Source organism: Mycobacterium sp. SMC-18 (assembly GCF_045310895.1).
In the GTDB taxonomy this organism is placed as follows: domain Bacteria; phylum Actinomycetota; class Actinomycetes; order Mycobacteriales; family Mycobacteriaceae; genus Mycobacterium.
This window is the reverse complement of sequence record NZ_JBJIAL010000007.1, coordinates 88,587-115,340: the sequence shown is the minus strand read 5'-3', so window position 1 is coordinate 115,340 and position 26,754 is coordinate 88,587. Positions and strand designations below refer to the sequence as shown.

Sequence of the window (26,754 nt, the reverse complement as noted above, 5' to 3'; positions counted from 1 at the left end):
CAGGGCAGGGGTCTAATTCGCCGTTTCACGGCAGTGGCCCGCCGGCGGCGATCGCCGACAGCGTCGCGAACTGCTCACCGTCGAGTGATGCGCCGCCGACCAGCGCACCGTCGATGTCGGGCTTCGCCACGAGCTCGCCGACGTTCTTGGCATTGACCGAGCCGCCGTAGAGCACGCGCACGGTCGCGGCGATCTCGGGTGACGCCAGCTCGCCCAGGGTCGAGCGGATCGCGGCGCACACCTCCTGCGCGTCGCCGGCACTGGCCACGCGGCCGGTGCCGATGGCCCAGACGGGCTCGTAGGCGATGACGACGCGGCTGATCTCGTCCGCGGACAGCCCCGCCAGCGAGCCCGTCAGCTGGCCGGTGCAGTGCTCGACGTGGTTGCCGGCCTCGCGGATGTCGAGTCCCTCGCCGATGCACACGATCGGCGTCAGGCCGTGCTTGAGCGCGGCCTTGGCCTTGGCGGCGACCAGGGCATCGTCCTCGTGGTGGTAGGTCCGGCGCTCGGAATGCCCGACGACGACGAACGTGCAGCCCAGCTTGGCCAGGAACGCGCCGCTGATCTCACCGGTGTAGGCGCCGGAGTCGTGCTGGGACACGTCCTGGGCGCCGTAGGTGAGCAGCAGCTTGTCGCCGTCGACCAGGGTCTGCACGCTGCGCAGGTCCGTGAACGGCGGCAGGACGGTGACGTCGACCTTGGCGAAGTACTTGTCCGGCAAGGCGAATGCGATCTTCTGCACCAGGGCGATGGCCTCGAAGTGGTTGAGGTTCATCTTCCAGTTGCCGGCGATGAGCGGCTTACGCGCCATGGTTTACGACCCCAGCACTTCGATGCCCGGGAGGGTCTTGCCCTCGAGGTACTCCAGCGACGCACCGCCGCCGGTCGAGATGTGGGAGAAGCCGTCCTCGGCGAGTTCGAGCTGGCGCACCGCGGCAGCCGAGTCGCCGCCACCGACGACGCTGAACGCGCCCTTGGACGTGGCGGTGATGATGGCCTCGGCGACGCCCCTGGTGCCGTCGGCGAAGGCCGGGAACTCGAAAACGCCCATCGGCCCGTTCCAGAACACGGTCTTGGCGTTGGACAACAGCGCGGTGAAGCGCTTGACCGACTCGGGGCCGATGTCCAGGCCCATCTTGCCGTCCGGGATGCGGTCGGAGGCCACGGTCTCCGGCGCGGCGTCGGCGGCGAACTTGTCGGCCACCACGATGTCGACGGGAAGGTGGATGACGTCGGCGTAGGTGTCCAGCAGCCGCTTACAGGTGTCGATCATCTCCTCCTGCAGCAGCGAGGTACCGACCGAAAGGCCTTGCGCGGCAAGGAAGGTGAAGCACATGCCGCCGCCGATGATGAGGCTGTCGGCTTTGGTGGCGAGGTTCTCGATGACGGCGAGCTTGTCGGACACCTTCGAGCCGCCGAGCACGACGGCGTAGGGCCGCTCGGTCGAGCTGGTCAGCTGCTCGAGCACCTTGACCTCGGCGTCGACCAGCGTGCCGGCGTAGTGCGGCAGGATGTTCGCGACGTCGTACACCGAGGCCTGCTTACGGTGCACCACACCGAAGCCGTCGGAGACGAACGCGCCGGGCGAGCCGTCGGGACCCTCGACCAGAGCCGCCAGCTCGCGGGCCAGGGCCGCGCGCTCGGCGTCGTCCTTGCTGGTCTCGCGCGGGTCGAAGCGGATGTTCTCCAGCAGCAGCACGTCGCCGTCGGTCAGACCCTCGGCACGCGCCAGCGCGTCGGTGCCGACGACGTCACCGGCGAGCTGCACGTGCCGGCCCAGCTTCTCTCCGAGCGCGGCGGCCACCGGCGCGAGCGAGAACTTGGGGTCCGGTCCGCCCTTGGGCCGGCCCAGGTGCGCGGTGATGACGACCTTCGCACCGGCGTCGGCCAGCGCGGCCAGCGTCGGGACCGAGGCGATGATCCGGCCGGGATCGGTGATGTTGCCGTTCTCGTCGAGCGGGACGTTCAGGTCGGAGCGGACCAGGACGCCCCGCCCCTCTACGCCTTCGGCCAACAGCTCATCGAGGGTCTTGATGCTCATACCTGTCTTTCTCTCACGTGCGTCTACAGCGACTTGCCGACCAGCGCAGCCAAATCAGCGATGCGGTTGGAGTAGCCCCATTCGTTGTCATACCAGGACACGACCTTGGCTTGGTTGTCGATGACCTTGGTCAGTCCCGCATCGAACAGCGAACTGTGCGGGTCGGTGACGATATCGGACGACACGATCGGCGCGTCGTAGTACTTCAAAATCCCCTTGAGCGGCCCCTCAGCCGCGGCCTGCATCGCGGCGTTGATCTCCGCCGCCGACGCCGACTTGCCCAGCTCGGCGGTCAGATCGGTCACCGACCCGGTGGGCACCGGCACCCGCAGCGCGTACCCGTCCAACTTGCCCTTGAGTTCGGGCAGCACCAGGCCGATGGCCTTGGCCGCGCCGGTGGAGGTCGGCACGATGTTGATCGCCGCCGCCCGGGCCCGGCGCAGATCCTTGTGCGGCCCGTCCTGCAGGTTCTGATCCTGGGTGTAGGCGTGGATCGTGGTCATCAGGCCGCGCTCGATCCCGAACTCGTCGTTGAGGACCTTGGCGATCGGGCCCAGACAGTTCGTGGTGCACGAGGCATTGGAGATGATGTCCTGGCTGCCGTCGTACTTGTCGTCGTTGACGCCCATCACGATGGTGATGTCCTCACCGGTCGCCGGCGCGGAGATGATCACCTTCTTGGCACCCGCTTCCAGGTGGCCGCGGGCCTTGGCGGCGTCGGTGAAGATACCGGTGGACTCGACCACGATGTCCACGCCCAGATCGCCCCACGGCAGCGCCGCCGGGCCTTCCTTGACCGCCAGGGCCTTGATCTTGGTCTCACCCACGATCAGCGTGTCGCCATCAGCGCGGACGTCGTACGGCAGCCGGCCCAGGATCGAATCGAACTTCAACAGATGCGCCAACGCATCCGTCGAGGTCAGGTCATTGACCGCGACGATCTCCAGATCGGCGTTCTTCCCCCCCGCTTTTTGCGCATCCAGGGCCCGGAAGAAGTTACGCCCGATACGCCCGAAACCATTGACGCCGATCCGAATAGTCACTGCTGTGCTCCCTCGCCGGTACTCCTGGACAGGTCATGCGGTGAATCCTCAGCCAGCCTAGTGCGGTGAGGGACCTCACGTGCGGTACCGGAGACTCGCGCTAGGCGTCGTCGAGCAGGTCCGGGGTGACGGCCGACTCGGTGTCCGGAATGCCCTCCAGCTTGGCCTTGCGGTCGGCCATCGACAGCAGGCGCCGAATCCGGCCTGCCACAGCATCTTTCGTCATCGGCGGGTCGGCCAACCGGCCCAGTTCCTCGAGCGAGGCCTGCCGGTGTTCGACGCGCAACCGGCCCGCGGCCGACAGGTGGTCGGGCACCGTGTCGCCGAGGATGTCGAGCGCCCGTTCGACCCGCGCCGCGGCCGCGACGGCCGCCCGTGCGGACCGGCGCAGGTTCGCGTCGTCGAAGTTGGCCAGCCGGTTGGCGGTGGCACGCACCTCGCGGCGCATGCGCCGCTCTTCCCAATTGAGCCGGGTGTCCTGGGCGCCCATGCGGGTCAGCAACGCGCCGATGGCCTCGCCGTCGCGCACCACCACGCGGTCGCTGCCGCGGACCTCGCGGGCCTTGGCACTGACCCCGAGCCGGCGGGCCGCACCGACGAGCGCCAGTGCCGCCTCCGGTCCGGGGCAACTGACTTCGAGCGCCGACGACCGCCCGGGCTCGGTCAGCGAACCGTGCGCCAGGAACGCACCTCGCCACGCCGCCTCGGCGTCGCCGACGCTGCCACCGACCACCTGGGCGGGCAGGCCACGCACGGGCCGGCCACGCAGATCGAGCAGCCCGGTCTGACGCGCCAGCGCCTCACCGTCCTGCGCGACGCGCACCACATACCGGGTGCTCTTGCGGATGCCGCTGGCCGACAGCACGTGTACGACGGCGTTGTAGCCGTACAGGTCGTAGATGTCCTTGCGCAGCCGCCGGGCGATGCTGCCCAGGTCGACCTCGGCCTCGACGACGACGCGTCCGGCCACGATGTGCAGGCCGCCGGCGAACCGCAGCAGCGACGCCACCTCGGCCCGGCGTGCGGTCACCGAGTTGACGACCAGCCGGCTCAGCTCGTCCTTCACTTCCGAAGTCATCGCCACGAATCGTCACCTCTTGGTCCTTCAGGGGCCGGCTGCTGACGGAGTAATCCGTCGGCCGACCGAGCGGCGGGAGTAGATGGCTCGTATGCGGGCCGGGCCGGTGCGCTGCCACCACGACGCACCCGCTCCAGCGCAGCCGCAAGCCGTGCCGGGTCATGTAAAGGTGTACCAGGTCGGGATACGTCAGCAAACTCGACCTGAGCCTCGAGAAACGACGCCGCCCGGCGCAGTTGGTCGCGTTCCCGTTCGCTGGGGACGCTCGCGGCGTCGACGATGATGTCGTGGACCGTCAGGCCCGGGGCGTGCTGCGAGAGCACGTGTACATGACGCTCCGCGGAGAACCCGGCGGTCTCCCCCGGCTCGGCGGCGAGGTTGAGCACCAGGGCCCGGCGTGCCTCGGTCGCCTGCAGCGCGGCCAGCAGCTGGGGCACCAGCACATGCGGGATGACACTGCTGAACCAGGAACCCGGACCGAGCACCACGAGGTCTGCCGACATGATGGCGTCGACGGCCTGCCGGGTCGCCGGCGGATCGCCCGGCAGCAGCCGGACCCGGCGCACCTTGCCCGGTGTGGTGGCGACCGCGACCTGACCGCGGATCACGCGGCTCATCCGCGGATCGGCCTCGAGCCCCGACACGTCGGCCTCGATCTGCAATGCGATGGGACACATCGGCAGCACGCGGCCCTTGACCCCGAGGATCCGGCCCAGCTCGTCGAGCGCGGCGACCGGGTCGGCCAGGACCTCATTGAGGCCGGCGAGCAGGAGATTGCCGATCGGATGACCGGCCAGCGCGCCGCTGCCGTTGAACCGGTGCTGGATGATGGTGGCCCACAACTGCCCGTGTGGACTGTCGGATGCCAAGGCCGCCAACGCCATTCGCAGATCACCCGGGGGCACGATGTCCAGTTCGGAGCGCAGCCGGCCCGAGGAACCGCCGTCATCGGCGACGGTGACGACAGCGGTGACATGCGGCGTCAGCCGGCGCGCCGCGGACAGCGTCGCGTACAAGCCGTGCCCGCCGCCGAGCGCCACGATGCGTGCGGGAGCCCGATCTTCCGTCATTCGCGCCCCAGATCCCGGTGCAGCACGCGCACGGTCAGGTGGTCACCGCCACGCAGCCGGCCCGCCAGCGCTTCGGCGATCGCGACACTGCGATGCTTGCCGCCGGTGCAGCCGATGGCCACGGTCATGTAGCGCTTCCCCTCCCTGCGATAGCCGTCGATCACAACCCCCAGCAGCCGATGGTAGGTGTCCAGGAACTCGGCGGCGCCCTCTTGTCCCAGCACGTAGTCCCGAACCGCCGGATGCTGCCCGGTATGGGGCCGCAACTCGTCGACCCAATGCGGATTCGGCAGGAACCGGACATCCATCACGGTGTCGGCGTCCATCGGCAGACCATATTTATAGCCGAAACTCTCGACGGTCACGCTCGTGCCGGCGACAGCCTCCCCGCTGAAGGCGCGCTCGATGCTGGCGCGCAACGCCGGCACCGGCAGCGTCGACGTGTCGATGATCAGATCGGCCGTGGCGCGCACCGACTCCAGCAATCTCCGTTCGGCGGCAATGCCTTCCGCGAGCGTCTGGTTGCCCTGCAGCGGGTGACTGCGCCGGTTCTGCTCGTAGCGGCGCACCAGGATGTCATCGGAGGCCTCCAGGAACAGCACCCGGGGGAACACACTGCGGGTCGCCAATTCCCGGCGCACGAAATCGAGGTCGCCCGTGAAGCCGCGCGAACGGACGTCCATCACCACGGCCAGCTTGGTGATGCGCGAACCGGCGGCCAGACCCAGCTCGACCATCCGGGTGATCAACTCCGGGGGCAGATTGTCGGCGACGTACCAGCCGAGATCCTCGAGCACCTTGGCGGCGGTGCCGCGGCCGGCACCGGACAGACCCGTGACCAGAACCACGTCGATCTCGCCGGCAGCACCGTCCATCTGATCGTCCGTCACGACTTCGTCCGTCCCCCGTTGCTCATCCGCTGGTGCTGCGCGCTCACTGCTCTGTCCGATCATTGCCGATAACCGTCGGCGCCGCCCCCGGTTCCGGCGGGGAATCGGGCCCCGGGGAATCCGAGCGCAGCGCATCCACGACCGCCTGCGCCGTCGCCGCCCCGATGCCCGGCACCGCCGTCAGCTCGTCGACGCCGGCCTCCTTCAACCGTGCCACCGAACCGAAGTGGGTGACCAACGCCTTGCGCCGGTGCTCACCGAGACCCGGGATCGCGTCGAGCACCGACGCCGTCATCCGCTTCGACCGTTTGCTGCGGTGATAGGTGATGGCGAACCGGTGGGCTTCGTCACGCACCCGCTGCAACAGATACAGGCCCTCGCTGTTGCGCGGCATGATCAGCGGGTCCGGCTGCTCGGGGACCCACACCTCTTCCAGACGCTTGGCCAGCCCGATGACCGCCACGTCGGTGACGCCCAGTTCGTCGAGCACCGCGGCCGCCGCGTTCACCTGGGGCGCGCCGCCGTCGACCACGAACAGGTTCGGCGGATAGGCGAAACGCTTTGGCCGCACCGGGGTTTCGGTGGCGTCGGTCACGTCGGCGTTCTCCAGCACCTGGGTATCGGCGACATGGCGCGCGAAGCGCCGGCGGGTGACCTCGGCGATGGACGCGACGTCGTCGGACCGGCCGTCGCCGGCGGCCTCCCGGATCGCGTAGTGCCGGTAGTCGGACTTGCGCGGCAACCCGTCCTCGAACACCACCAGCGAGGCCACCACGTCGGTGCCCTGCACGTGGCTGATGTCGACGCACTCGATGCGCAGCGGCGCGTCGTCCAACTCCAGCGAGTCCTGAATGCTCTGCAATGCTTCCGATCTGGCGTTGAAGTCACCGGCCCGCTTGAGCTTGTGCTGCGCCAGCGCGTCCTGCGCGTTGCGCTGCACGGTGTCGGCCAGGGCGCGCTTGTCGCCACGTTGCGCCACGCGCAACTGCACCCGCGACCCCCGCAGGCCCGACAACCAGTCGGCGAGTTCGCCGGCGTTGTCCGGAAGTACCGGCACCAGAACCTCTTTCGGTACCGGGTTGGTGGTCTCGTCGGTCGGTCCGGCGCCGCGCAGCTCGGCCTGATCGCCGTAGAACTGCGTGAGGAACTGGCTCACCAGATAGTCCTCACCGGACTCCCCCGGCTCGCCCGACTTCTCGATGACCCAGCCGCGCTGACCGCGGACCCGGCCGCCCCGGACGTGGAAGACCTGCACGGCGGCTTCCAGGTCGTCGTCGGCGAAGGCCACCACGTCGGCGTCGGTGCCGTCACCGAGCACGACGGCCTGCTTCTCCAGTGCCCGCTTGAGCGCCGAGATGTTGTCGCGCAGCCGCGCGGCGCGCTCGAACTCCAATTCCTCGGCGGCCTCGGCCATCTGCTGTTCCATGTCCCGCGCCAGCCGGTCGGTCTTGCCGGCCAGGAAGTCGCAGAAGTCCTCGACGATCTTGCGGTGCTCGGCGGCGGTCACCCGGCCGACGCACGGTGCCGAGCACTTGTCGATGTAGCCCAACAGGCAGGGCCGCCCGATCTGGTTGTGCCGCTTGAACACTCCGTTCGAGCAGGTGCGCGCCGGGAACACCCGGGTGAGCAGATCCAGCGTCTCGCGGATGGCCCAGGCGTGCGAGTACGGACCGAAGTACCGGACGCCCTTGCGGCGCGGACCGCGGTAGACGAACAGCCGCGGGTACTCCTCATTGAGGGTCACCGCCAGCACGGGGTACGACTTGTCGTCGCGGTACCGGATGTTGAAGCGCGGATCGAATTCCTTGATCCAGTTGTATTCCAGCTGCAGCGCTTCGACTTCGGTCGTGACGACCGTCCACTCGACACTGCCGGCCGTCGTCACCATCTGCCGGGTCCGCGGCGCGAGCGCCGACAGGTCGGCGAAGTACGAGTTCAGCCGACTGCGCAGGCTCTTGGCCTTGCCGACGTAGATGACCCGACCGTGCGGATCCCGGAACCGGTACACCCCCGGCTCCAACGGGATGGTCCCCGGCGCAGGCCGGTACGTCGATGGATCAGGCACCGTTACAGGTTAGTTCGGCCGGCTGACAGCATCGATGAGCTCGCAGAACGCCGCGGCCTTGGCCACGTAGTTCGCGTACAGGTCGTAGCTCGCCGCGCCCGGCGACAGCAGCACGGCCGTCACCCCCGGCACGGCGGCCGCGACCTGCACCGCCGCCTGCAGACTGTCCACGGGGTGCACCGACGCGGGCCGCGCCGCGGCGAAGCGGCGGCCGATCGCGGTCCCGTTGGTCGGTCCCTGGATGAGGTGAACGTCACGTGCGCCCGAGAGCAGATAGTCGTCGATCTGGTCGTAGTCGAGCTGACGGTCCATGCCGCCGACGATGAGCGCCACCCGGTCGTCGGGCCGCATGGAGCGCAGGGCCGCGACCACGCTCTCCCCCGTGGTGGCCAGGGTGTCGTCGATCCAGCGCACGTCCCCGGTGCGGCGCACGACCTGCAGCCGGTGCGGGAGGGCCTCGAATGTCGTTACCGCGCCGAGGAATTCGTCCTCGGTCACAGCCCGGCCGAGCACTTCTGCCGCCGCGGCGGCAGCCAGGGCGCCGTTGACGACGTTGTGCTCGTAGGCCATGACGTAGTCACCTTCGGGACGCGTCACGTCCGCCGGGTCGACGGTGCGCACCACCGGCGGCAACGCGATGCCCAGCCGCTCGAGGGCGGCCAGCACCTGTGGCGTGGTGACCAGGACCTCACCGCCGTGGGCGAAGATGTTGGCTTTCGCGCCGTGGTAGGCGTCGATGTCGCCGTGCCAGTCGAGGTGGTCCTCGAAGAGGTTGGTGATCACCGAGATCCGCGGTGACGCCGTCACCAGTGCCAACTGCTGGCTGGACAGCTCGGCGACCACGACGGCGTCCGGTCCCGGATCCAGGTCCGACAGCGGGGTGCCGATGTTGCCCGCGACGACGGCATCGGCGTCGAGCCGGCACAGCAGGTGCGACAGGAACGATGCGGTGGTGCTCTTGCCCTTGGTCCCGGTGACGCCGACGGTCTGCGCGGCGTACCGGCGCAGATACCAGTCGGCGGCACTCGACAGCGTGGCGCCGGCGGCGCGTAACTCGGCGAAAAATGGCTGGTGCCAAGGTATTCCGGGGCTGAGGAAGACGACGTCGGAGTCCGCAAGGCGGGTCAGGTGTTCGGCGCCGCGCCACAGGTTGAGGTTGGCGATGTCGGTCGGTGCGTCCAGGGTGCCGCGGCCGGCGTCGTCGACGGCGTCGATCCGCGCCGCTCCCGCGGCAGCCGCGGTCCGGGCCAGCGACTGGCCCTCCTTGCCGAAACCCCAGATGCCGACGGTGGCACCCGAAAGTTGCGGGCGCTGTGCCGTCATGGCCGCGCGTCCAGGGCGGCTCGGTAACGCTCGGGCACGTACTGCACCGCCGGGCTGTCGTCGTGGTCGGCGGCGACGCGCTCCAGATCGGCTCGCGCACTGCGGAACTGCTCGACCAGCGGCAGGCCGGCCCAGGCCTCGTCGTCGAGGATCGTCAGCATCGACTCGGCGGCCTCGTAGTACTCACCGACGCACTCGAACGGCTTGTGCGCGCCCACCCCGAGGATGTCCTCGAACTCGGCACGGCTGTCGGTGCCCTCGAACAGGTTTCGGCCGAAGATCGCCTCGACCTCGGCGCGGCCCAGCCGCGGCGCCATCAGCACGAAGACGAACTGGCACTTCGGGCAGTGCCCGCACCAGGTGGCGCCGCGGCGGCCGGCGTCGAGCGCGAACGGCCGGTTGCAGCTGATGAACGCGCGGAAATACTGCGGGCTGGCGGCGAACCGGTCGGCGATCTGCGACTCCGACAGGCCACGCAGCAGCGAGAAGTACCGGTCCGGGTTCAGTCCGTACGCGGCGAGGGTGTCGCGTAACAGCGTCTCGTAGGTGACGCTCTTGGACCACTGGTGGTTGATGTCCTGGCCCATCCATTCGACATTGCCGACGTTGGACGAGCGTTCGTTGGACAGCACGACCGGCCCCAGGCCGTTGGCGTCGGCCACGATGAGGCCGATGATGCTGTTGATCGCGGTGACCGGGATGTGCCCGTTGTAGGCGCCGGCGGCGTTGACGTCGATGAGCGTGCGGTCGATGGTCCGCATGACGCGCACGTGCGGCAGCCCGCTGATCTCGACACACCGGTCGATCGGGTCGAACTTGTTGACGTTGAACAACACCGGCCGCAGCGGCGCGAGCGCTTCGATGGTCACCACCGAGTCCTTGCCGCCGCCGACCGGCACCAGCGGCGCCGCGTCGGGATTCCAGGTATCCGCCCGCGGCTCGCCGATCTCGGCACGGTCGCCGGTGATCTCCGGGCTCAGTGCGCCCGGGAGGTTGTTGCGGTACGCGTACTCACCCAGGCCACCTGCCAACACCTGCCGCAGATATTCGCGTTCGAAATCGTAAGTCGGGAAGGCGATTTCGATCTGCGGCGGCGCTGCCGCCTTGTAGTAGCTCAACGAGCAGGTCAGCGTCAGGAGGCGCAGCAGCCGGTCGTCGGGCCGGCCACCGCCCAGGGTGTCGCCGAAATCGACGGTCTCGGCGAAGCTGACATCGTCGGCGGAGTCGGCCCCGCACATGGTGTAGCGCCCGTGGAACACACCGCCCTCGATGTCGTAGCCGTCGATGCGGAACGACTTGTAGGACTGTGGGACAAAAGGTTCGGTCACAGCTGCTCCAGGAACGGCGGGTGGGCGGGATCAACGGGGACGGCATGGTCGCCGAGTTGTGCGACCGGGTGGGTGCGGTACTGCGGCGAGATCCACCAGGCGCGCAGTACCTGGTCGGCGGGCACCGAAGCACGGCGCTCGACACCGCGCACGACGCCACACGTCTGCAGCTGGTCCACCAACGAGACCGGCTCCGGATTCTCGACGCCGACCAGTTCGGCGCCGATGTCGAGGAGCAACGCGCCGACCACGGCCGGCGTGATCTCGGGACCGGGTGCGATGCCGTCCACGCAGCCCTGTTCGGCCAGCCGGCGCAGCAGCAGGTCCACGGTGCCCAGGCTGGTCGTCCGGGCCGCCATCCGCAGCCACGGCTCGTCCGTCGCCGCCGGCGGGGTCCAGCCGCTGTCGCGCCATCCGATGCGTACCGGCTTCGGCGTGCAGACCTGCGAGGGCAGGCCCGTCACCGCGCACCGGCCGCCGTCGGTGATCGTGACCGTGGCGGCGACCAGTCCCGGCAGGGTCGAGAAGGAAGCCAGCGCGGCGTCCAGATCGGCGCGGGCAGGCATGGTCAGCCCGAAGTAGTCCGCGGGTTCGGCGAGGTGCTGCCACAGCGACGGGGTGTCGACGGTCCGGCCCTGGTAGATCGGCACGGTCACCGTCGGGTACGCACCGAGGCGGCCGACCAGTTCATCGGGTGCGATCGCCACGGCGTCGGGCGGCGAAGGCATGCGAAAATCGGTCACTATCAGCAAATTCTATCCCATGGGAGGGAGCACCCAGGTGGGGGTGATCCGGCTCACCGAAGCCGACTGGCGGGTGTTCGCGGCGCTGCGGCTGCGCGCGCTGGCCGATTCCGCGGGCACCGACGATGCCGAGTACCGCGCCGAGATGAGCTTCACCGGGACGCAGTGGCGCCGTCGCCTGCGGGCGCACGCGCAGTTCGCCGTGGCTCAGGAGGACCAGCTGGTGGGCCTGATCGCGGCACATCGGGCCAGCCCGAGCTCGGTGTACCTGTACTCGCTGTGGACCGATCCGGTCGCCCGCGGCCGCGGGGTGGCGCGCACTCTGTTGACCGCGGCCATCGACTGGGGTCGCGGTCTGGGAGCGCGCACCGTGACGCTGCGGGTGCACCGCGACAACACCGCCGCGCTCGGGGTCTATCGCGCCTTCGGATTCGTCGCCACGGCCGACCCGGCGGAGGGTTCCCGAAGCCCGGGCCCGGCAGACGAACTCACGATGTCTTTGACGCTGAGCTGAGGTCCGGGCGGTATTTCGCGACCAGCTCCCGAAGCCGGTCCATCGCGTCGACGGCCCGCGCCTTGTCGACGGTCTGGATGGCCATGATCGGGACGTACTCGTCGTCGGGCAGATCCACCCGCGCCCAGCGGGCGCCCAGCGGGAACGACACCCCGACGATGTCGGACCAGGCAATCGTCTTGTCGCTCAAGACGTTACGGACGACGATGCCGGCCGGGCCGACCCGCAGCCGGGACCGTGTCGGCAACAGCACCGCACCGGCGAGGATGACACCGAGCAGCGCCATGGACACCTGGTCGGCGGTCTGGAAGATCACCCCGGTGGCACCGATTTTGAGCAGCGCCCCCACCGTGACGTGCACGGCGATGATGACGGCGGCCGCCGCGTACGCGACGTACTTCACGCGCTGCGGCCGGACCTCCAGGTCCCAGCTGCCGGTTTCCTTCGTCATCGACGCAGGTCGCGCAGCGTGATCGCGGTGGCGAGGGCCGCCGACGCGGCCTGCTCACCCTTGTCCTCGGCCGAGCCGGGCAGGCCCGCACGGTCGATGGCCTGCTCTTCGGTGTTGACCGTCAGCACACCGTTGGCGACCGGTGTCGACTCGTCGAGCGACACCCGCGTGAGGCCCTGCGTGACGGCGTCGCACACGTAGTCGAAATGCGGTGTGCCACCGCGGATCACCACACCCAGCGCGATCACCGCGTCGTGGTTCTTGGCCAATTCCTGTGCCACAACCGGGATTTCGATGGCACCGAGCACGCGGACCACGGTCGGTTCGGCGATACCCGATGCGGTGGCGACCCGGAGGGCGCCGTCGAGCAGCGCGTCACAGATCTTGGTGTGCCACGTGCTGGCGACGATGGCCAGCTTGATCCCGGACGCGTCGAGCGCCGGCATGTCCGGCACACCGACACCACTCATTTACCTTCTCCGTCTGTTGCGTCACCGGCGAAATCGTCGAGGCCGATGAGGTCGTGGCCCATCCGGTCCCGCTTGGTCATCAGGTACCGGATGTTGTCGGCGTTGGGGCCGATGGGCAGCGGCACGCGTTCGATGATGTGCAGCCCGTAGCCGTCCAGGCCGACGCGCTTGGCCGGGTTGTTGGTCAGCAGCCGCATGGAGCGGATGCCGAGGTCGACCAGGATCTGCGCGCCGATGCCGTAGTCGCGGGCGTCGGCGGGCAGGCCCAGCTCGAGGTTGGCGTCGACGGTGTCGGCGCCGGCGTCCTGCAACTGGTAGGCCTGCAGCTTGTGCAGCAGGCCGATGCCGCGGCCCTCGTGTCCGCGCATGTACAGCACCACGCCGCGGCCTTCGTTGGCCACCATCTCCATGGCGGCGTCGAGCTGGGGGCCGCAGTCGCAGCGCCGCGAGCCGAACACGTCACCGGTCAGACACTCGGAGTGCACGCGCACCAGCACGTCGTCACCGTTCTCCGGGGAAACCTCGCCGCGCACCAGCGCCACGTGCTCGACGTCCTCGTACATGCTGGTGTAGCCGACGGCCCGGAATTCGCCGTGCCGGGTCGGGATCCGGGCCTCGGCGACGCGCTCGATGTGCTTCTCGTGCTTGCGGCGCCATTCGATGAGGTCGGCGATGGAGATCAGCGCCAGGTCGTGGTCGTCGGCGAAGACGCGCAGCTCGTCGGTCTGGGCCATGGAGCCCTCGTCCTTCTGGCTGACGATCTCGCAGATCGCGCCGGCGGGCTGCAGACCGGCCAGCCGGGCCAGGTCGACGGCGGCCTCGGTGTGGCCGGGGCGGCGCAGCACGCCACCGTCCTTGGCGCGCAACGGGACTACGTGTCCGGGTTTGGTGAAGTCGTCCGCGACGGCGTCCGGATCGGCCAGCAGCTGCATGGTCTTGGCGCGGTCGGAAGCCGAAATGCCGGTTCCCACACCCTTTTTCGCGTCCACCGTGACGGTGTAGGCAGTGCCGTGCTTGTCCTGGTTCACCGCGTACATCGGCAGCAGGCCCAGCTTGTCGCAGATGGCGCCGTCGAGCGGCACACACAGGTAGCCCGAGGTGTAGCGGACCATGAAGGCCACCAGTTCCGGCGTCGCCTTCTCCGCGGCGAAGATCAGATCGCCTTCGTTCTCGCGATCTTCGTCGTCAATGACGACGACAGCCTTGCCCGCCGCGATATCGGCTATCGCCCGCTCGACGGAATCAAGCCTCGTCATCTCCACCACCCTTGCCGTGGCCACATCAGGGCCATGTTGATCACCTACCAGTATGAACCACTGGTACGGGCCGACTTACTCCCGCCGGTCCGCTCAGCGGACACGGTAGAACCGGGCGCTACTGCGCCGGGCCGAGCAGCCGTTCGACGTATTTGGCGATGACGTCCACTTCCAGGTTCACGGTGGTCCCGACCGGGGCGCGGCCGAGCGTCGTCAGCTGCAACGTCGTTGGAATCAGAGAGATTTCGAACCAGTCGCCCTGCTCGTCTCGGCCCAGGCCGGACACCGTCAGCGAAACCCCGTCGACGGTGATGGAGCCCTTCTCGACCACGTACCGGGCCAGCTGCGGCGGCAGCGCGATGCGCACGACCTCCCAGTGCTCGGACGGTGTGCGCGACAACACAGTGCCGGTGCCGTCCACATGACCCTGCACGATGTGCCCGCCCAGGCGGCTGTTGATCGCCGCGGCGCGCTCCAGGTTCACCCGGCCGCCGACTTCGACGCCGGCGAGGCTCGACCGGTTCAGGGTCTCGGCCATCACGTCGGCGGAGAACGCGCCGTCGGGCAGCACGTCCACGACCGTCAGGCAGACGCCGTTCACCGCGATCGAGTCACCATGCCCGGCATCGGTGGTGACCAAGGGGCCGCGGATGACGAACCGCGCCGCGTCGGCCAGTTGGTCCTTGCTGACGATCTCGCCGAGCTCTTCGACAATGCCGGTGAACATGGGCCTCAGCCTAGCTATTGGCGCCGGGCCGGCCGATCGAGGCAACTTGTTGGTCGGGCGCACCTATTACGATGCAGGACATGCAGACGCGCAAACGCTCCGCCATGCTTGTTTCCCTACTCTCCACCGTGATGGCCGGGGTGCTCCTGGTCTCCGGATGTTCGAAGTCCGAGGCCCCCTCGACGCCGCTGCCCGACGCCGCAGCGCTGCTCAAGCAGTCCGCGGACACCACCCGCGGCCAGCAGAGCGTGCACCTGGTCCTGACGGTCAACGGCAAGATCGCCAAGCTGACGGTCACCAAGCTGACCGGTGACATGACGCTCACCCCCGCCGTCGCCGGCCAGGGCAAGGCCAACCTCTCGGTGGGCGGCATGGGCGTCCAGGACGCGCCGTTCGTCGTCTACGACAACCACCTGTACGCCTCGCTGTCGTCCGGTGGCCCGCTGTCCGACTTCGGCCCCGCCGACGCCATCTACGACATCTCGGCGATCCTGCGCCCGGAGACCGGCCTGGCCAACATCCTGGACAACTTCACCGACGCCAAGGCCGTGGGCCGCGAGGACATCAACGGCGTGAAGACCGTCAAGGTCACCGGCACCGTCAGCGCCGAGGCCGTCAACAAGATCGCCCCGCAGCTGAAGGTCACCACCGCGCTGCCGGGCACCGCCTGGATCGAAGAGGGCGGCAACCACCAGCTCGCGCAGGCGCAGCTGGAGACGAGCCCGGGCAACAACCTGCAGATGACGCTGACGGACTGGGGTAAGCCGGTCACCGTCAACAAGCCCGACGTTCAGTAATGGCCGGGGGTAGCAACCGCCACGTCGCCATAGCCGCGGGCAGTCTCGCGGTCCTGCTCGGCGCGCTCGACACCTACGTCGTCGTGACGATCATGACCGACATGATGAAGGACCCGCCGGACGGGATCGGCATCCCGATCAACAAGATCCAGCAGGTCACGCCCGTCGTCACGTGGTACCTGCTGGGCTACATCGCGGCGATGCCGCTGCTGGGCCGGGCGTCCGACCGGTTCGGCCGCAAGCTGGTGCTCCAGGCGAGCCTCGCGCTGTTCGCGGTCGGCTCGATCGTCACGGCGATGGCCGGCATGTTCATCCCGGCGAACGAGCTGATCGAGCCGCTCAATCAGCTGATCGTCGGCCGCACCATCCAGGGTGTGGCGAGCGGCGCGCTGCTGCCGGTGACGCTGGCGCTGGCGGCCGACCTGTGGGCCGCGCGCAACCGCGCCGGCGTGCTCGGTGGCATCGGTGCCGCGCAGGAGCTGGGCAGCGTGCTCGGCCCGCTGTACGGCGTCGCCGTGGTGTGGCTGCTGCACGACTGGCGGGATGTCTTCTGGATCAACGTGCCGCTGACCCTCGCGGCCATCGTGATGATCCACTTCAGCCTGCCGTCACGCATCGAGACCGAGAAGCCCGAGAAGATCGACGTCCTGGGCGGCGTGCTGCTCGCCGTCGCCCTGGGATTGGCGACGTGGGGCCTGTACAACCCCAACCCCGACGGCAAGCAGGTGCTCCCGGAAAACGGCCCGCCGTTGCTGATCGCCGCCGCGGTCGTCGCGGTCGCGTTCTTCGTGTGGGAGAAGATGGCCCGCACCAAGCTGATCGATCCGGTGGGCGTGCACTTCCGGCCGTTCCTGGCGGGCCTGGCGTCGTCGCTGTGCGCGGGCGCGGCGCTCATGGTCACGCTGGTGAACGTCGAGTTGTTCAGCCGCGGTGTGCTCGGCATCGACCAGGCGCATGCGATCTTCAAGCTCGCGTGGTTCCTGGGTGCGCTGCCTGTCGGCGCGCTGGTCGGCGGGTGGATCGCCACCCGGATCGGCGACCGGATCGTCGCGTTCGTCGGTCTGCTCATCGCAGCCGCCGCGTATCTGCTGGTCTCGCACTGGGACATGAACGTGCTGGAAGCCACCCACGACCTCGCGATCGTGAAGCTCCCGACACTGCCGACCGATCTGATCATCGCCGGCCTGGGCTTGGGTCTGGTCATCGGACCGCTGACGTCGGCGACGCTGCGCGTGGTCCCGACGGCGCAGCACGGCATCGCCTCGGCGGCGGTCGTGGTGTCCCGCATGATCGGCATGCTGATCGGTATGGCGGCGCTGTCCGCATGGGGTCTGTACAAGTTCAACCAGAACCTGGCCGCCCTGCCGCCGGCCAAGGGCGGCAGTCTTGCCGACGCCGCGGAGCAGATCGCCAAGAACGTGAAGACCGCCTACACCATGCAGTACAGCTCGATCTTCCTGATCACCGCGATCGTGTGTGTGGTGGGTGCGCTGGCCGGTCTGCTGATCGCCGGTCGCCACGAGCAGGCCGAGGAGCCCGAGACCGCTCCCGAGGTCGATCCCGCGCCGGTGGCGTAGGCCGTAACGACAACGGAGCCGCAGAGTCGATCGACTCTGCGGCTCCGTTGTCTCGGCGTTGTATCGGCCGTCAGCGGCAGCGCACTAGCACCGCTCTACGCCCGGGCGCATCAGCACCACGTTGTCCGGGATGTACGCCGGGGTCGGCGCGGGCGCCGGATCCGGGTGGGATCCGTTCGCGTGGGCCGCGAGGCGTTCCAGCGCGACGTCCACGGCTTCGTCGAACTCTTCGACGACACTCAGCACCGCCCGTAGGGGCCGGCGGAACATCATGTCCCGGATGCCATCTTCACTCGGACGGAAGCTGAGCCAGTCCTGCAGTGCAGTCATGCTCTTATCCTTTGCTCGTGATCACCTTCGCTCTAACGACATCGGTGAGCGCGATATTTCAGCCGGATCCAGATGATCCGGTGTCTGCCCTCAATTTTACGGATGCGAAATCGCGGCCTCCTGCGCGAATGTCGCGGCGTTGATCTCGAAGTGGTAACGATTAGCAAAACTAAAGATGGGCCGCGGTGAGCCCACTCACATTGAGCGTCACGGTGAATCGCACATCTCAGCCACAATCGGGAATCAGTTCGGGCCTTCAGACCCGCCGTACGCCTGCGCCGAACCGCCGCGCACGGCGCGAAAAGTTCGCTGGAAGCGCCCGAGCAATCAGTTCGGCACGAGACTGAGCCGCACGTCGGCCCCGACGGTCTCGACGCCGTCGAAACGCCAGCGGCGGGCCTGCGACATGGTCGACACCCCGGCGTCGTCGATCGCCGTGATGGGTCCGCCCAGCAGCGTCGGCGCCAGATACGCCAGAATCCGGTCCACGAGTCCCGCCCGGACGAATGCCCCGGCCAGCGTCGGCCCGCCTTCCAGGATCACATCGGTGCGGTCCGACAGCGCCCGCAGCACCTCGAGCGGATCGTGCGTCCTGATCACCATGGTCCGGGAATCATCGTTCAGGACGTTGGCCTCCGACGAGATTTCGCGTTCCCCGACCACCACCCGCAGCGGCTGACGGGGCGCCGGGGTGCCGTCGGACAGCCGGGCGGTCAATGTCGGGTCGTCGGCCAGCACCGTCCCCGTGCCGACGACGATGGCGTCGGCCGCCGCGCGGTGCCGGTGCACGTCGGCCCGGGCGGCGGGGCCCGTGATCCACTGGCTGGTGCCGTCGGCGGCGGCGCTGCGCCCGTCGAGGCTGGCCGCGAACTTCCACGTCACATGGGGTCGGCCGGTGCGCTGACGGTGCAGCCATTCGCGCAGCGGCCCGCCGCTGACCTCGTCGGCGAGAACACCCGAAGTCACCGTCACGCCGGCATCGGTCAGCCGCTGGGCGCCGCCCGCGGCCACCGGATTGGGGTCGGCCACGGCGAACACCACGGCCGCCACCCCGGCGTCCAGCAGCGCGTCCACGCACGGGCCGGTGCGGCCCTGGTGGTTGCACGGCTCGAGCGTCACCACGGCGGTGCCGCCCGCGGCGCGGGTACCGGCCCGCCGCAGCGCCATGACCTCGGCGTGCGCCTCCCCCGGCGGCTGGGTCCCGCCGACACCGGCCACTTCGCCGTCACGGTCCAGGATCACCGCGCCGACCGGCGGGTTCGGGTACGTCGTGCCTTTGACCGCGTCGGCCTGGCCGATGGCCAGCCGCATGGCCGCTTCGATGGCCTCCGGCGTCACAGCACCAGATGCGGTGACGCGGCCGCGGCCTGACGCCGCAGGGATTCCACCGCGGCACCCGGATCCGCCGCGTTGTACACCGCGGAGCCGGCGACGAAGCAGTCCACGCCGGCCGCGGCGGCGGCTTCGATGGTGTCGTCATTGATGCCGCCGTCGATCTCGACGACCAGGGTGAGCTCACCGGAGTCGACGAGGTTGCGGACCAGCGCCACCTTCGGCAGCACCTCGGCGATGAACTTCTGGCCACCGAAGCCCGGCTCGACCGACATCACCAGCAGGGTGTCGAAGTCACGCAGGATTTCCAGGTAGGGCTCGATCGGGGTGCCGGGCTTGACGCTCAGGCCCGCCTTGGCGCCGGCCGCGCGGATGTCGCGGGCGACGGAGATCGGGTCGTCGGTGGCCTCGGCGTGGAACGTCACGTTGTAGGCGCCGGCCTCGGCGTACGACGGAGCCCAGCGCTTGGGGTCCTCGATCATCAGATGGCAGTCCATCGGGATGTCGGTGACTTTCAGCAGGCTCTCGACGACCGGCAGACCCAGCGTCAGGTTGGGGACGAAATGGTTGTCCATGACGTCGACGTGCAGCCAGTCGGCGCCCTCGACCGCCGCGGTCTCGTCGGCGAGCCGGGCGAAGTCGGCCGAAAGGATGGACGGGGCGATCAGTGGTCCTGCCATGGCGGTCAGACTACTTTGAGCGCGGCCGCGAACATCGCATCGGTGCCATGCCGATGTGGCCATAACTGCACATGTGGTCCGGGTCCCAGCCGGTCCGCCGGCGCGAACAGCGGGCGGGTGTCGATCTGTTCGACCGGCTGACGGCGCACCGCGTCGGCGATCACCCCGACAGTCTCGGCCAGGTGCGGCGAACAGGTCGCGTACAGCACCACACCGCCCGGGCGGGTGAGTTTGATTGCCGCAGCGAGCAATTCACGCTGCAGCCGGGCGAGGCCGGGCACGTCCGACGGCTGCCGGCGCCACCGCGCCTCGGGCCGGCGGCGCAGCGCACCCAGACCGGTGCACGGGGCGTCGACCAGGACCCGGTCGAAGGATCCGGGCGCCAGGCCCGACTCACGGCCGTCGACCCGGAGGACCTCGACCCCCATGCCGGCGGTGTTGCGCTCCACCAGATCGGCACGGTGTTCCGTCGGCTCGACGGCGGTCACCGTGGCGCCGCACTGCGCGGCGATGGCCGCCAGCATCGCGGTCTTGCCGCCGGGACCCGAACACAGGTCCAGCCACCGGCTGTCGTTGCCCTCCACCGGCACCTCGGTCAGTGCGCGGGCCACCAGTTGGCTGCCCTCGTCCTGCACCTGCGCCAGGCCGTCGCGGATCGGGTCCAGCTGGCCGGGGTCGCCGCCGGGCAGATACACCGCGTACGGCGAGAAGCGGCCGACGTCGCCGCCGATCGCCGCGGCCAGCTCCTCGGCACTGATCTCTCCCGGACGGGCCGCGAGGTGCACGACGGGGCGTTCGTCGTCGCTGGTGAGCATCGCGTCGAGCTCCCCCGCGTCGGCGCCGAGGGCGTCGGCGAAGGACTGCGCCACCCAGCGCGGGTGCGCATGGGTGAACGCGGTGTGGCCGATCGGGTCGGCGGCGGCCGACGGCGCGAGCTCGGCGACCCAGGCGGCCTCGTCCTTGCTCGCGATGGCGCGCAGCACGCCGTTGACGAAACCCGCACGCACCGAATCGAATTCGATGCCGGCCTGCTCGACGGTCGTGTCCACCGCGGCGTGGGCGTCGACGCGGGTGCGGAGCAGCTGATAGGCGCCGAGCCGCAGCAGATCCAGCAGAACCGGGTCGATCCGGTCGGTGGGGCGCCCGGCGGCACTCTCGATCACCGTGTCCAGCAGCCCGACGCAGCGGCAGGTGCCGTAGGTCAGTTCGGTGGCGAAGGCCGCGTCGCGGCCGGTGATGTCGCGCTCGCGCAGGATGGCCGGCAGCGCGAGGTTGGCGTAGGCGTCGCGCTGCGACACCGCGCGCAGCACGTCGAACGCGGCGCGGCGGGCCGGATCGAGCGGCTTGCGGCGCGGGCCGCGGGGGGCCTGTGCCCGGGCCGCCGGCTGCCGGTGGCCGCCGCCGGTACGCCCCTGGTTGTTCGGCCGGCCCTGCCGTCCGCCTCGTCCGCTCCGTTCGGTCACCGGGCCACCACACCTTCGTCCAGCCGGGCACCGCGCGCCCAGTCCGCCGCATTCATCAGTTTCTTCCCCGGCGGTTGCACCATGCCCAGGCGCACCGGAGTGCTGCCGGTGCCGACCAGCACGCCGGATTTCTGCACGCGAATTACCCCGGGCGCCAACGGTTCTGCTTCGACCGGGACCACCGGCCCGAGTTTCACCCGCAGGTCGCCGATCTCGGTCCAGGCACCCGGGTTCGGCGTGACCGCGCGGATGCGGCGGTCGACGACGTGCGCGGGCAGGTCCCAGCGCACGCGCGCGTCCTCGACGGTCACCTTGGGTGCGATAGTCACGCCCTCGGCGGGCTGCGGCACCGCGGTCAGCTCGCCGTCCTCGACACCGTCGAGCGTCGTCTCCAGCAGACCGGCGCCGGCGTCGGCCAGACGGGCCAGCAGGTCGCCCGCGGTGTCGATGGGCCGCACCGCCTCGGTCAGCACGCCGTACACGGGCCCGGAGTCCAGGGCCCGTTCGATCTGGAACGTGGTGGCGCCGGTCACCTCGTCGCCCGCGGCGATGGCGGCCTGGACCGGGGCGGCGCCGCGCCACGCCGGCAGCACCGAGAAGTGCAGGTTGATCCAGCCCAGCCGGGGCACCGCCAGCAGCTCGTCGCGCAGCAGCGCACCGTAGGCGACGACGGCGCAGCAGTCGGGGGCCAGCGCGGCGAGTTCGGCGACGAACTCGGGCTCGTTGGGCTTGGCCGGACGCAGCACCGGAATGCCTTCGGCCAGAGCAAGTTCCGCGACCGGGGACGGCGCGGGCTTGCCACGGCGACCGGAGGCCGCGTCAGGACGGGTCAGCACCGCGACCACCTCGTGGCGGGGCGACGCGATGAGCCGACGCAACGACGGCAGCGCGGGTTCCGGGGTTCCGGCGAAGACGATACGCACGATCCACCAGGCTACTTGTGCGGCGGCCGAACCTACTCATCCGATGTGCAGCGGATCGATCTGCACCCGCACCGGCGTCTGATCGTGGCGGGCGCTGAGCACGCCGGTCGCCCGGCGCAGGGCCGCCGCGAGCACCAGCCCGCGATCACGCGAGACCCGCACCAGCATGCGGTGCACGGGAGCGTCCGGGTCCACTCCGGGTGGACGACGGGCGCCGAACGGCAGGTCGACCGGACCCAGCACCTCGGCATCGGGCGGCAGGGCGGCGGCCTCCAGCAGCGCGTCGGCCGCCTCCGGGACACCGTCGACGGCAGCGAGATGCACCGCGGGGGGCAGCCCGACCTCGGTACGGCCGTCGAGCTCGGACTCCGCGTGCCCGACGGGGTCCCAGCGCACCAGCGCCTGCACCGTCGGGATCGACGATTCGGCCACCACCGCGACGGTGCCCCCGGCCGCGCGGTCGAGCACCATGGCCGCTGCCGACATCCACCGGCGCAGCGTGTCCTCGGCCGCGCGCAGATCCTGACGGCCCAGTAGCGCCCAGCCGTCCAGCAACAGCGCCGCGCCGTAACCGCCGTCGGCCCGCGGTTCGGCGCCCGGGGTCGCCACCACGACGGCGGCGCGCGCGGGCACCTCGGTCACGACGGCGTCACCGCCGGAGGTGACGACGGGAACGCCCGGGAAGGCCCGGCCCAGCTCCTCGGCGGTGCGCCGGGCCCCGACCACAACCGCGCGTACCGCGTCCGAACCGCACCGGCCGCAGCGCAGCGCGACGTCCTGACGGCCACACCAGCGGCACACCGCGCCGACGGTGTCGCGGTCCGGCAGCGACAGCGGACCGGTGCAGTGGCGGCACCGCGCGATGGTCCGGCATTTACCGCAGGCCAGCGCGGGCACGTAGCCGCGGCGCGGCACCTGGACCAGCACGGGCCGGCCGGCACTCAGCGCCGCCCGGGCCGCGCCGAGGGCCATCGACGGCAACCGCGCGGTGCGGGCGGCGGCGTCGCGTTCGTGGGTGTGGGCATCGTCGTCGAGCGCGACGACGCGTGGCGCTCGGGCGCGCACCACGCTGCGGCCCGCCACCAGGTCGTGCGCCCACTTGCTGCGGACCAGGGCCTGCGCCTCGGCAGTGCGCGCGAAGCCGCCGATGACTGCGCCGCAACGCAATTGGTGCGCCCGCAGCATGGCGACCTCGCGGGCGTGCGGATACGGCGCACGCGGTTCGGCGAGCGAGTCGTCGCCGTCGTCCCATACGACGACGAGCCCGAGGTCGGCGACGGGGGCGAACACCGCGCTGCGGGTGCCGATGACGAGCCGGGCCTGACCGCGCAGCACCGACAGCCAGCGCCGGTAGCGCTGCGACGGGCCGAGGCCGGCGGACAATGCCACGACCCGGGACTCGTCGACGAGCGTCAGCGCCGCGGCGTGGACGGCGTCGACGTCGCGCTGGTCCGGCACGATCAGCAGTGCCGCGCGGCCGGCGTTGACGACGACAGCCGCCGCCTCGCACAGCCGCCGGGCCCAGTCCTCCCCCGGCAGCGCCTGCCACACCGCGCGCGCGGCCCGGCCCTCGGCAAGCGCTTCGAGGAACTGCTCGCCGCGGCCGTACTGCTGCCAGGCGCCGGCGTCGACGTCGCGTGCAACGAACGGCGGAAGCTCCGGCGGCGGTTGCTTCTCCACGGTGGCATGCCGCGGCGGGATGGCCAGGCGCAGCACATCGGGCCGGCTGCCGGCGTACCGGGCGGCCACCGCCTCGGCGAGGCGCTGCACGTCCGGGGTCAGCACCCGTTCGGCCGAGACCACCCGGTCCAGCCAGCCCAGCTTGCCCGAATGATCGGTGTCCGAACGCCTTTCGAGGATGAACGCGTCGACGAGGCGGCCATTGAACCGGACCTTGGCCCGCACGCCCGGCTGGGCGTCGTCGGACAGGTCGGCCGGCACCAGGTAGTCGAACTCGCGGTCCAGATGCGGCACCGACAGCATCGGCAGCACCCGAGCCACGGGCTCGTGCTCGGCCTGCTGTCTGGTGACGGTCACGCAGCCGGTGTAGCAGACGCGGCCGACAACGTCCTGCCGGCGAAGAATCCAGCGGTGATCAGGAGCAACGACGCGGCGTAGGCCCACCAGATCGGGACCGCCAGCGTCTCGTCACCGAGCACGAACTTGCTGATGCCGATCATGCCGTCGCTCACCGCGAAGCACAGCGCGCCGAGGGCGGTCCAGCGGGTCGGCAGGTCGGCGAACAGCGCCGTGCACACCATGGCCACCAGTACCGCCATGTACACGGTCACGGGGATGGTCATCTGCTGCGCGACCAGGCTCGGCCAGAACCAGACGATGAGCCCGAGGCAGATGACGACCAGGACCGCGGCGCCGGCGGTGGCCGCTGGGGTGCGGCGGGCCAACGGCAGCAGGGCGGCCAGGAAGCACAGGTGCGCGATCAGGAACGAGCCGAGCCCGAAGACGAATCCCATGGGCCAGCCCGGCACGGCCAGCAGGAAGTCACCACCGGCCGAGAACACCAGTGCGGCGACCAGCCAGTTGCGTTCGCGGACGATCGGATGGCTCGCCGCGGCCGCCGCCAGCAGCAGCGCGGGCAGTGCCTTGACCATGGGCTGCAGGGCGAATTGGCCGATCAGGTCGGCGCCCGACGGCAACCGCAGCGCCGTCGCGATGAGGAAGATGCCATAGCCGGCGGCGATCACGGCGGCCGCCAGCCACAGCCGCCGGCGCGGTGCGTACGGTGAACTCATGTCGGACACTGCGCGTCCCCCGCTCGATCCCATTCTGCAAAAGGTACTGGAAGCGGTTCCGTTCCAATTGACCATGGACGGTGGCGTCGAAGCCGCCCGGGCCCGGTTCCGCGAGCTGCCCCGCAAGGCGGTGTTCCCGGAGGTCCGCGCCGAGGACCGCGTCATCGACGGCGTGCCGGTGCGCGTCTACTGGCCCGCGGACATCGAACCGTCGGCGCCGGTGGTGCTGTTCTTCCACGGCGGCGGCTGGGTGGTCGGCGATCTGGACACCTATGACGGCACCGCCCGCCTGCACGCCGCCGGTGCCGGCGCCGTGGTGGTGTCGGTGGACTACCGGCTCGCTCCCGAGCACCCCTTCCCCGCCGCGGTCGACGACGTCTGGGCCGTGACGCAGTGGGTGGCCGCCCACGCCGACGAGATCGGCGGTGACCCGAATCGTCTTGCAGTGGCCGGTGATTCGGCCGGCGGCAACCTCGCCGCCGTGGTCGCGCAGCTGGCCCGCGATGCCGGCATCACGCTGCGCGCCCAGCTGCTGTGGTACCCCGCGACCACCTGGGACACGTCGCTGCCGTCGTTCACCGAGAACGCCGACGCACCGGTCCTGGGCCGCGACGCCGTCGGCGGTTTCTCGTTGCTGTACGCCACTGGCGTCGACCTGCGGAACCCGCCGGCCGCCCTGGTCCCGGCGCGGGCCGAGTCGCTGGCCGGGCTGGCACCGGCCTACATCGCCGTCGCCGGATATGACCCGCTGCGTGACGACGGCATCCGGTACGGCGAGATGCTCACCGCGGCCGGGGTTTCCGTCGAGGTGCACAACGCCGAGACCCTGGTGCACGGCTACCTCGGGTACCACGGCGTGGTGCCGGCGACGACCGAGGCGGCCGACCGCGGAATCGCCGCGCTGAAGGCAGCGTTAGCCTGAGGCATGACATCAGATGTGACGCCGGACACTCGGCCTGGTATCGACCCGATCCTCAAAGCCCTCCTGGACGCCGTGCCACTGGAGTTCACCATCGACGACGGTGTCGAGGTGGCGCGGGCCAAGATCGCCGCGATGCGGCCGCCGGCGGCGATGCTGCCTGACCTGCGGATCGAGAACCGTACGCTCGATTGCGGTGCGGCAGGCCAGATTCCGGTCCGCATCTACTGGCCGCCCATCGACGGCGAAACCCGGCCGCTGCCCGTCGTGGTCTTCTATCACGGCGGCGGCTGGGCCATCGGGGACCTGGACACCCATGACCATGTGGCGCGCGCCCACGCCGTCGGCGCCCGCGCCATCGTCGTGTCGGTCGAGTACCGGCTGGCGCCCGAGCACCCGTTCCCGGCCGCCATCGAGGATTCCTGGGCCGCGCTGCAGTGGGTCGGCGCGCATGCCGCCGAACTGGGTGGCGACCCGGCGCGCCTCGCGGTGGCCGGCGACTCGGCCGGCGGCAACATCTCCGCGGTGATGGCGCTGCGGGCGCGTGACGCCGGTGGCCCGAAGCTGGCGTTCCAGCTGCTCTGGTACCCCGTGGTGACGGGTGATGTCACGCTGCCGTCGTTCACCGAGAACGCCGACGCCCCCATGCTCAACAGCAATGTGACGGCGGCCTTCCTGACCTGGTACCTGCCGGGCATGGACCTCAGCGACGCCTCGGCCCTGCCGACCGACCTGGCCCCGGCGAACGCCGAGTCGCTGGCAGGTCTGCCGCCGGCGTACATCGGGACCGCCGAGCACGACCCGCTGCGGGACGACGGCGCCGAGTACGCCAAACTGCTTGCCGCAGCAGGTGTTCCGGTCGAGTTGAGCAACGAGCCGACCATGGTGCACGGGTTCGTCAGCCTCGCCCTGGCTTCGCCGGTGGCGACCGAGGCCACCAACCGTGGACTCGCGGCCCTGAAAGCCGCCCTCTACGCCTGA

At 70.1% G+C, this 26,754-nt stretch carries 26 protein-coding genes; 5 read left to right on the top strand and 21 right to left on the bottom strand.

All coding sequences use genetic code 11. The annotated features are described in order from the left end of the window. Positions 1 to 25 precede the first annotated feature (25 nt). The 10 genes from tpiA to ACJH6J_RS08645 all read right to left on the bottom strand — a co-directional run bounded on the left by tpiA (position 26) and on the right by ACJH6J_RS08645 (position 11,566). Complete coding sequence (tpiA, locus tag ACJH6J_RS08690) at positions 26 to 811, bottom strand: triose-phosphate isomerase (protein WP_213020316.1); 786 nt, start codon at positions 809 to 811, stop codon at positions 26 to 28. Between the two features lie 3 nt (positions 812 to 814). Continuing rightward, a complete protein-coding gene (locus ACJH6J_RS08685; RefSeq protein ID WP_318984555.1) occupies positions 815 to 2,041 on the bottom strand; it encodes a phosphoglycerate kinase in 1,227 nt (408 codons plus the stop codon). Between the two features lie 23 nt (positions 2,042 to 2,064). Continuing rightward, complete coding sequence (gene gap, locus ACJH6J_RS08680) at positions 2,065 to 3,084, bottom strand: type I glyceraldehyde-3-phosphate dehydrogenase (RefSeq protein ID WP_406803814.1); 1,020 nt, start codon at positions 3,082 to 3,084, stop codon at positions 2,065 to 2,067. Between the two features lie 100 nt (positions 3,085 to 3,184). Further along, positions 3,185 to 4,162, bottom strand: coding sequence for a DNA-binding protein WhiA (gene whiA / locus ACJH6J_RS08675; RefSeq protein WP_029105256.1), 978 nt, complete (start codon positions 4,160 to 4,162; stop codon positions 3,185 to 3,187). Beyond that, positions 4,159 to 5,232 (bottom strand): uridine diphosphate-N-acetylglucosamine-binding protein YvcK, encoded by a 1,074-nt coding sequence (gene yvcK / locus ACJH6J_RS08670; RefSeq protein ID WP_135356418.1) that lies wholly within the window; start codon positions 5,230 to 5,232, stop codon positions 4,159 to 4,161. Before yvcK ends, whiA begins: the two co-directional genes overlap by 4 nt. Next, the gene (gene rapZ / locus ACJH6J_RS08665) at positions 5,229 to 6,107 is read right to left on the bottom strand and encodes an RNase adapter RapZ (RefSeq protein WP_135356433.1); all 879 of its coding nucleotides are present in this window, start codon (positions 6,105 to 6,107) and stop codon (positions 5,229 to 5,231) included. The genes yvcK and rapZ overlap by 4 nt, the downstream gene beginning before the upstream one ends. A gap of 58 nt (positions 6,108 to 6,165) precedes the next feature. Then, positions 6,166 to 8,187, bottom strand: a complete 2,022-nt coding sequence (uvrC, locus tag ACJH6J_RS08660) for an excinuclease ABC subunit UvrC (protein WP_135356417.1) — start codon at positions 8,185 to 8,187, stop codon at positions 6,166 to 6,168. A gap of 9 nt (positions 8,188 to 8,196) precedes the next feature. Then, positions 8,197 to 9,510: a UDP-N-acetylmuramoyl-L-alanine--D-glutamate ligase gene (gene murD, locus ACJH6J_RS08655; RefSeq protein WP_406802631.1), complete on the bottom strand. Its 1,314-nt coding sequence runs from the start codon at positions 9,508 to 9,510 to the stop codon at positions 8,197 to 8,199. Continuing rightward, positions 9,507 to 10,838 (bottom strand): hypothetical protein, encoded by a 1,332-nt coding sequence (locus ACJH6J_RS08650; RefSeq protein ID WP_212811524.1) that lies wholly within the window; start codon positions 10,836 to 10,838, stop codon positions 9,507 to 9,509. The genes murD and ACJH6J_RS08650 overlap by 4 nt, the downstream gene beginning before the upstream one ends. Then, complete coding sequence (locus tag ACJH6J_RS08645; RefSeq protein ID WP_212811525.1) at positions 10,835 to 11,566, bottom strand: hypothetical protein; 732 nt, start codon at positions 11,564 to 11,566, stop codon at positions 10,835 to 10,837. The genes ACJH6J_RS08650 and ACJH6J_RS08645 overlap by 4 nt, the downstream gene beginning before the upstream one ends. A 34-nt stretch (positions 11,567 to 11,600) precedes the next feature. Here ACJH6J_RS08645 and ACJH6J_RS08640 point away from each other — a divergent pair, with 34 nt between their 5' ends. Then, positions 11,601 to 12,095, top strand: coding sequence for a GNAT family N-acetyltransferase (locus ACJH6J_RS08640; RefSeq protein WP_244872561.1), 495 nt, complete (start codon positions 11,601 to 11,603; stop codon positions 12,093 to 12,095). On the opposite strand, the gene ACJH6J_RS08635 is transcribed toward ACJH6J_RS08640, so the two are convergent. From ACJH6J_RS08635 to ACJH6J_RS08620, 4 genes are all read right to left on the bottom strand, one after another. After that, positions 12,070 to 12,546 carry a PH domain-containing protein gene (locus ACJH6J_RS08635; protein ID WP_029120840.1) on the bottom strand — a complete coding sequence of 159 codons (477 nt, stop codon included), beginning with the start codon at positions 12,544 to 12,546 and terminating at the stop codon, positions 12,070 to 12,072. The genes ACJH6J_RS08640 and ACJH6J_RS08635 overlap by 26 nt on opposite strands. Further along, entirely contained in the window at positions 12,543 to 13,016 is a 474-nt protein-coding gene (gene ribH, locus ACJH6J_RS08630; protein WP_029120839.1) for a 6,7-dimethyl-8-ribityllumazine synthase, read from the bottom strand. The genes ACJH6J_RS08635 and ribH overlap by 4 nt, the downstream gene beginning before the upstream one ends. Next, a complete protein-coding gene (locus ACJH6J_RS08625) occupies positions 13,013 to 14,272 on the bottom strand; it encodes a bifunctional 3,4-dihydroxy-2-butanone-4-phosphate synthase/GTP cyclohydrolase II (protein WP_212811527.1) in 1,260 nt (419 codons plus the stop codon). Before ACJH6J_RS08625 ends, ribH begins: the two co-directional genes overlap by 4 nt. A gap of 118 nt (positions 14,273 to 14,390) precedes the next feature. Continuing rightward, a complete protein-coding gene (locus ACJH6J_RS08620; protein ID WP_212811528.1) occupies positions 14,391 to 14,999 on the bottom strand; it encodes a riboflavin synthase in 609 nt (202 codons plus the stop codon). A gap of 80 nt (positions 15,000 to 15,079) precedes the next feature. Here ACJH6J_RS08620 and ACJH6J_RS08615 point away from each other — a divergent pair, with 80 nt between their 5' ends. Continuing rightward, positions 15,080 to 15,796, top strand: coding sequence for an LppX_LprAFG lipoprotein (locus ACJH6J_RS08615; protein ID WP_212811529.1), 717 nt, complete (start codon positions 15,080 to 15,082; stop codon positions 15,794 to 15,796). Further along, positions 15,796 to 17,373: an MFS transporter gene (locus ACJH6J_RS08610; RefSeq protein WP_212811530.1), complete on the top strand. Its 1,578-nt coding sequence runs from the start codon at positions 15,796 to 15,798 to the stop codon at positions 17,371 to 17,373. Before ACJH6J_RS08615 ends, ACJH6J_RS08610 begins: the two co-directional genes overlap by 1 nt. An 84-nt stretch (positions 17,374 to 17,457) precedes the next feature. Here the strand turns inward: ACJH6J_RS08610 and ACJH6J_RS08605 are convergent, their stop codons facing one another. The 7 genes from ACJH6J_RS08605 to ACJH6J_RS08575 form a co-directional block, all read right to left on the bottom strand. Next, entirely contained in the window at positions 17,458 to 17,703 is a 246-nt protein-coding gene (locus tag ACJH6J_RS08605) for a hypothetical protein (protein ID WP_212811531.1), read from the bottom strand. 327 nt (positions 17,704 to 18,030) lie between these two features. Further along, on the bottom strand, positions 18,031 to 19,041 hold the full coding sequence (gene ribD, locus ACJH6J_RS08600; protein WP_371824543.1) for a bifunctional diaminohydroxyphosphoribosylaminopyrimidine deaminase/5-amino-6-(5-phosphoribosylamino)uracil reductase RibD: 1,011 nt from the start codon (positions 19,039 to 19,041) through the stop codon (positions 18,031 to 18,033). Next, positions 19,038 to 19,715: a ribulose-phosphate 3-epimerase gene (gene rpe / locus ACJH6J_RS08595; protein ID WP_212811532.1), complete on the bottom strand. Its 678-nt coding sequence runs from the start codon at positions 19,713 to 19,715 to the stop codon at positions 19,038 to 19,040. The genes ribD and rpe overlap by 4 nt, the downstream gene beginning before the upstream one ends. Positions 19,716 to 19,720: 5 nt before the next feature. Further along, on the bottom strand, positions 19,721 to 21,178 hold the full coding sequence (locus tag ACJH6J_RS08590) for an RsmB/NOP family class I SAM-dependent RNA methyltransferase (RefSeq protein WP_212811533.1): 1,458 nt from the start codon (positions 21,176 to 21,178) through the stop codon (positions 19,721 to 19,723). Beyond that, a complete protein-coding gene (gene fmt / locus ACJH6J_RS08585; RefSeq protein ID WP_212811534.1) occupies positions 21,175 to 22,101 on the bottom strand; it encodes a methionyl-tRNA formyltransferase in 927 nt (308 codons plus the stop codon). The genes ACJH6J_RS08590 and fmt overlap by 4 nt, the downstream gene beginning before the upstream one ends. A 36-nt stretch (positions 22,102 to 22,137) precedes the next feature. After that, positions 22,138 to 24,138 (bottom strand): primosomal protein N', encoded by a 2,001-nt coding sequence (locus tag ACJH6J_RS08580; protein ID WP_212811535.1) that lies wholly within the window; start codon positions 24,136 to 24,138, stop codon positions 22,138 to 22,140. Then, positions 24,135 to 24,854 (bottom strand): lysoplasmalogenase, encoded by a 720-nt coding sequence (locus ACJH6J_RS08575; protein ID WP_212811536.1) that lies wholly within the window; start codon positions 24,852 to 24,854, stop codon positions 24,135 to 24,137. The genes ACJH6J_RS08580 and ACJH6J_RS08575 overlap by 4 nt, the downstream gene beginning before the upstream one ends. Here ACJH6J_RS08575 and ACJH6J_RS08570 point away from each other — a divergent pair. Together ACJH6J_RS08570 and ACJH6J_RS08565 are read left to right on the top strand one after the other, a co-directional pair. After that, entirely contained in the window at positions 24,853 to 25,776 is a 924-nt protein-coding gene (locus tag ACJH6J_RS08570) for an alpha/beta hydrolase (protein ID WP_318984550.1), read from the top strand. The two genes, ACJH6J_RS08575 and ACJH6J_RS08570, sit on opposite strands and share 2 nt — an antisense overlap. 3 nt (positions 25,777 to 25,779) lie before the next feature. Next, positions 25,780 to 26,754, top strand: coding sequence for an alpha/beta hydrolase (locus tag ACJH6J_RS08565; RefSeq protein ID WP_318984549.1), 975 nt, complete (start codon positions 25,780 to 25,782; stop codon positions 26,752 to 26,754).

Coding starts and splice junctions, on each gene's coding strand:
- ACJH6J_RS08645 (WP_212811525.1), bottom strand. CDS start 11,566: ATGCCTTCGCCGCCCGACGCCGTGGCGATCGCACCCGATGAACTGGTC.
- ACJH6J_RS08565 (WP_318984549.1), top strand. CDS start 25,780: ATGACATCAGATGTGACGCCGGACACTCGGCCTGGTATCGACCCGATC.
- ACJH6J_RS08605 (WP_212811531.1), bottom strand. CDS start 17,703: ATGACTGCACTGCAGGACTGGCTCAGCTTCCGTCCGAGTGAAGATGGC.
- rapZ (WP_135356433.1), bottom strand. CDS start 6,107: ATGGACGGTGCTGCCGGCGAGATCGACGTGGTTCTGGTCACGGGTCTG.
- ACJH6J_RS08640 (WP_244872561.1), top strand. CDS start 11,601: ATGGGAGGGAGCACCCAGGTGGGGGTGATCCGGCTCACCGAAGCCGAC.
- ACJH6J_RS08575 (WP_212811536.1), bottom strand. CDS start 24,854: ATGAGTTCACCGTACGCACCGCGCCGGCGGCTGTGGCTGGCGGCCGCC.
- tpiA (WP_213020316.1), bottom strand. CDS start 811: ATGGCGCGTAAGCCGCTCATCGCCGGCAACTGGAAGATGAACCTCAAC.
- rpe (WP_212811532.1), bottom strand. CDS start 19,715: ATGGCAGGACCACTGATCGCCCCGTCCATCCTTTCGGCCGACTTCGCC.
- ACJH6J_RS08625 (WP_212811527.1), bottom strand. CDS start 14,272: ATGACGAGGCTTGATTCCGTCGAGCGGGCGATAGCCGATATCGCGGCG.
- ACJH6J_RS08685 (WP_318984555.1), bottom strand. CDS start 2,041: ATGAGCATCAAGACCCTCGATGAGCTGTTGGCCGAAGGCGTAGAGGGG.
- ACJH6J_RS08570 (WP_318984550.1), top strand. CDS start 24,853: ATGTCGGACACTGCGCGTCCCCCGCTCGATCCCATTCTGCAAAAGGTA.
- ACJH6J_RS08615 (WP_212811529.1), top strand. CDS start 15,080: ATGCAGACGCGCAAACGCTCCGCCATGCTTGTTTCCCTACTCTCCACC.
- whiA (WP_029105256.1), bottom strand. CDS start 4,162: ATGACTTCGGAAGTGAAGGACGAGCTGAGCCGGCTGGTCGTCAACTCG.
- ACJH6J_RS08620 (WP_212811528.1), bottom strand. CDS start 14,999: ATGTTCACCGGCATTGTCGAAGAGCTCGGCGAGATCGTCAGCAAGGAC.
- yvcK (WP_135356418.1), bottom strand. CDS start 5,232: ATGACGGAAGATCGGGCTCCCGCACGCATCGTGGCGCTCGGCGGCGGG.
- ACJH6J_RS08635 (WP_029120840.1), bottom strand. CDS start 12,546: ATGACGAAGGAAACCGGCAGCTGGGACCTGGAGGTCCGGCCGCAGCGC.
- murD (WP_406802631.1), bottom strand. CDS start 9,510: ATGACGGCACAGCGCCCGCAACTTTCGGGTGCCACCGTCGGCATCTGG.
- ACJH6J_RS08610 (WP_212811530.1), top strand. CDS start 15,796: ATGGCCGGGGGTAGCAACCGCCACGTCGCCATAGCCGCGGGCAGTCTC.
- ribH (WP_029120839.1), bottom strand. CDS start 13,016: ATGAGTGGTGTCGGTGTGCCGGACATGCCGGCGCTCGACGCGTCCGGG.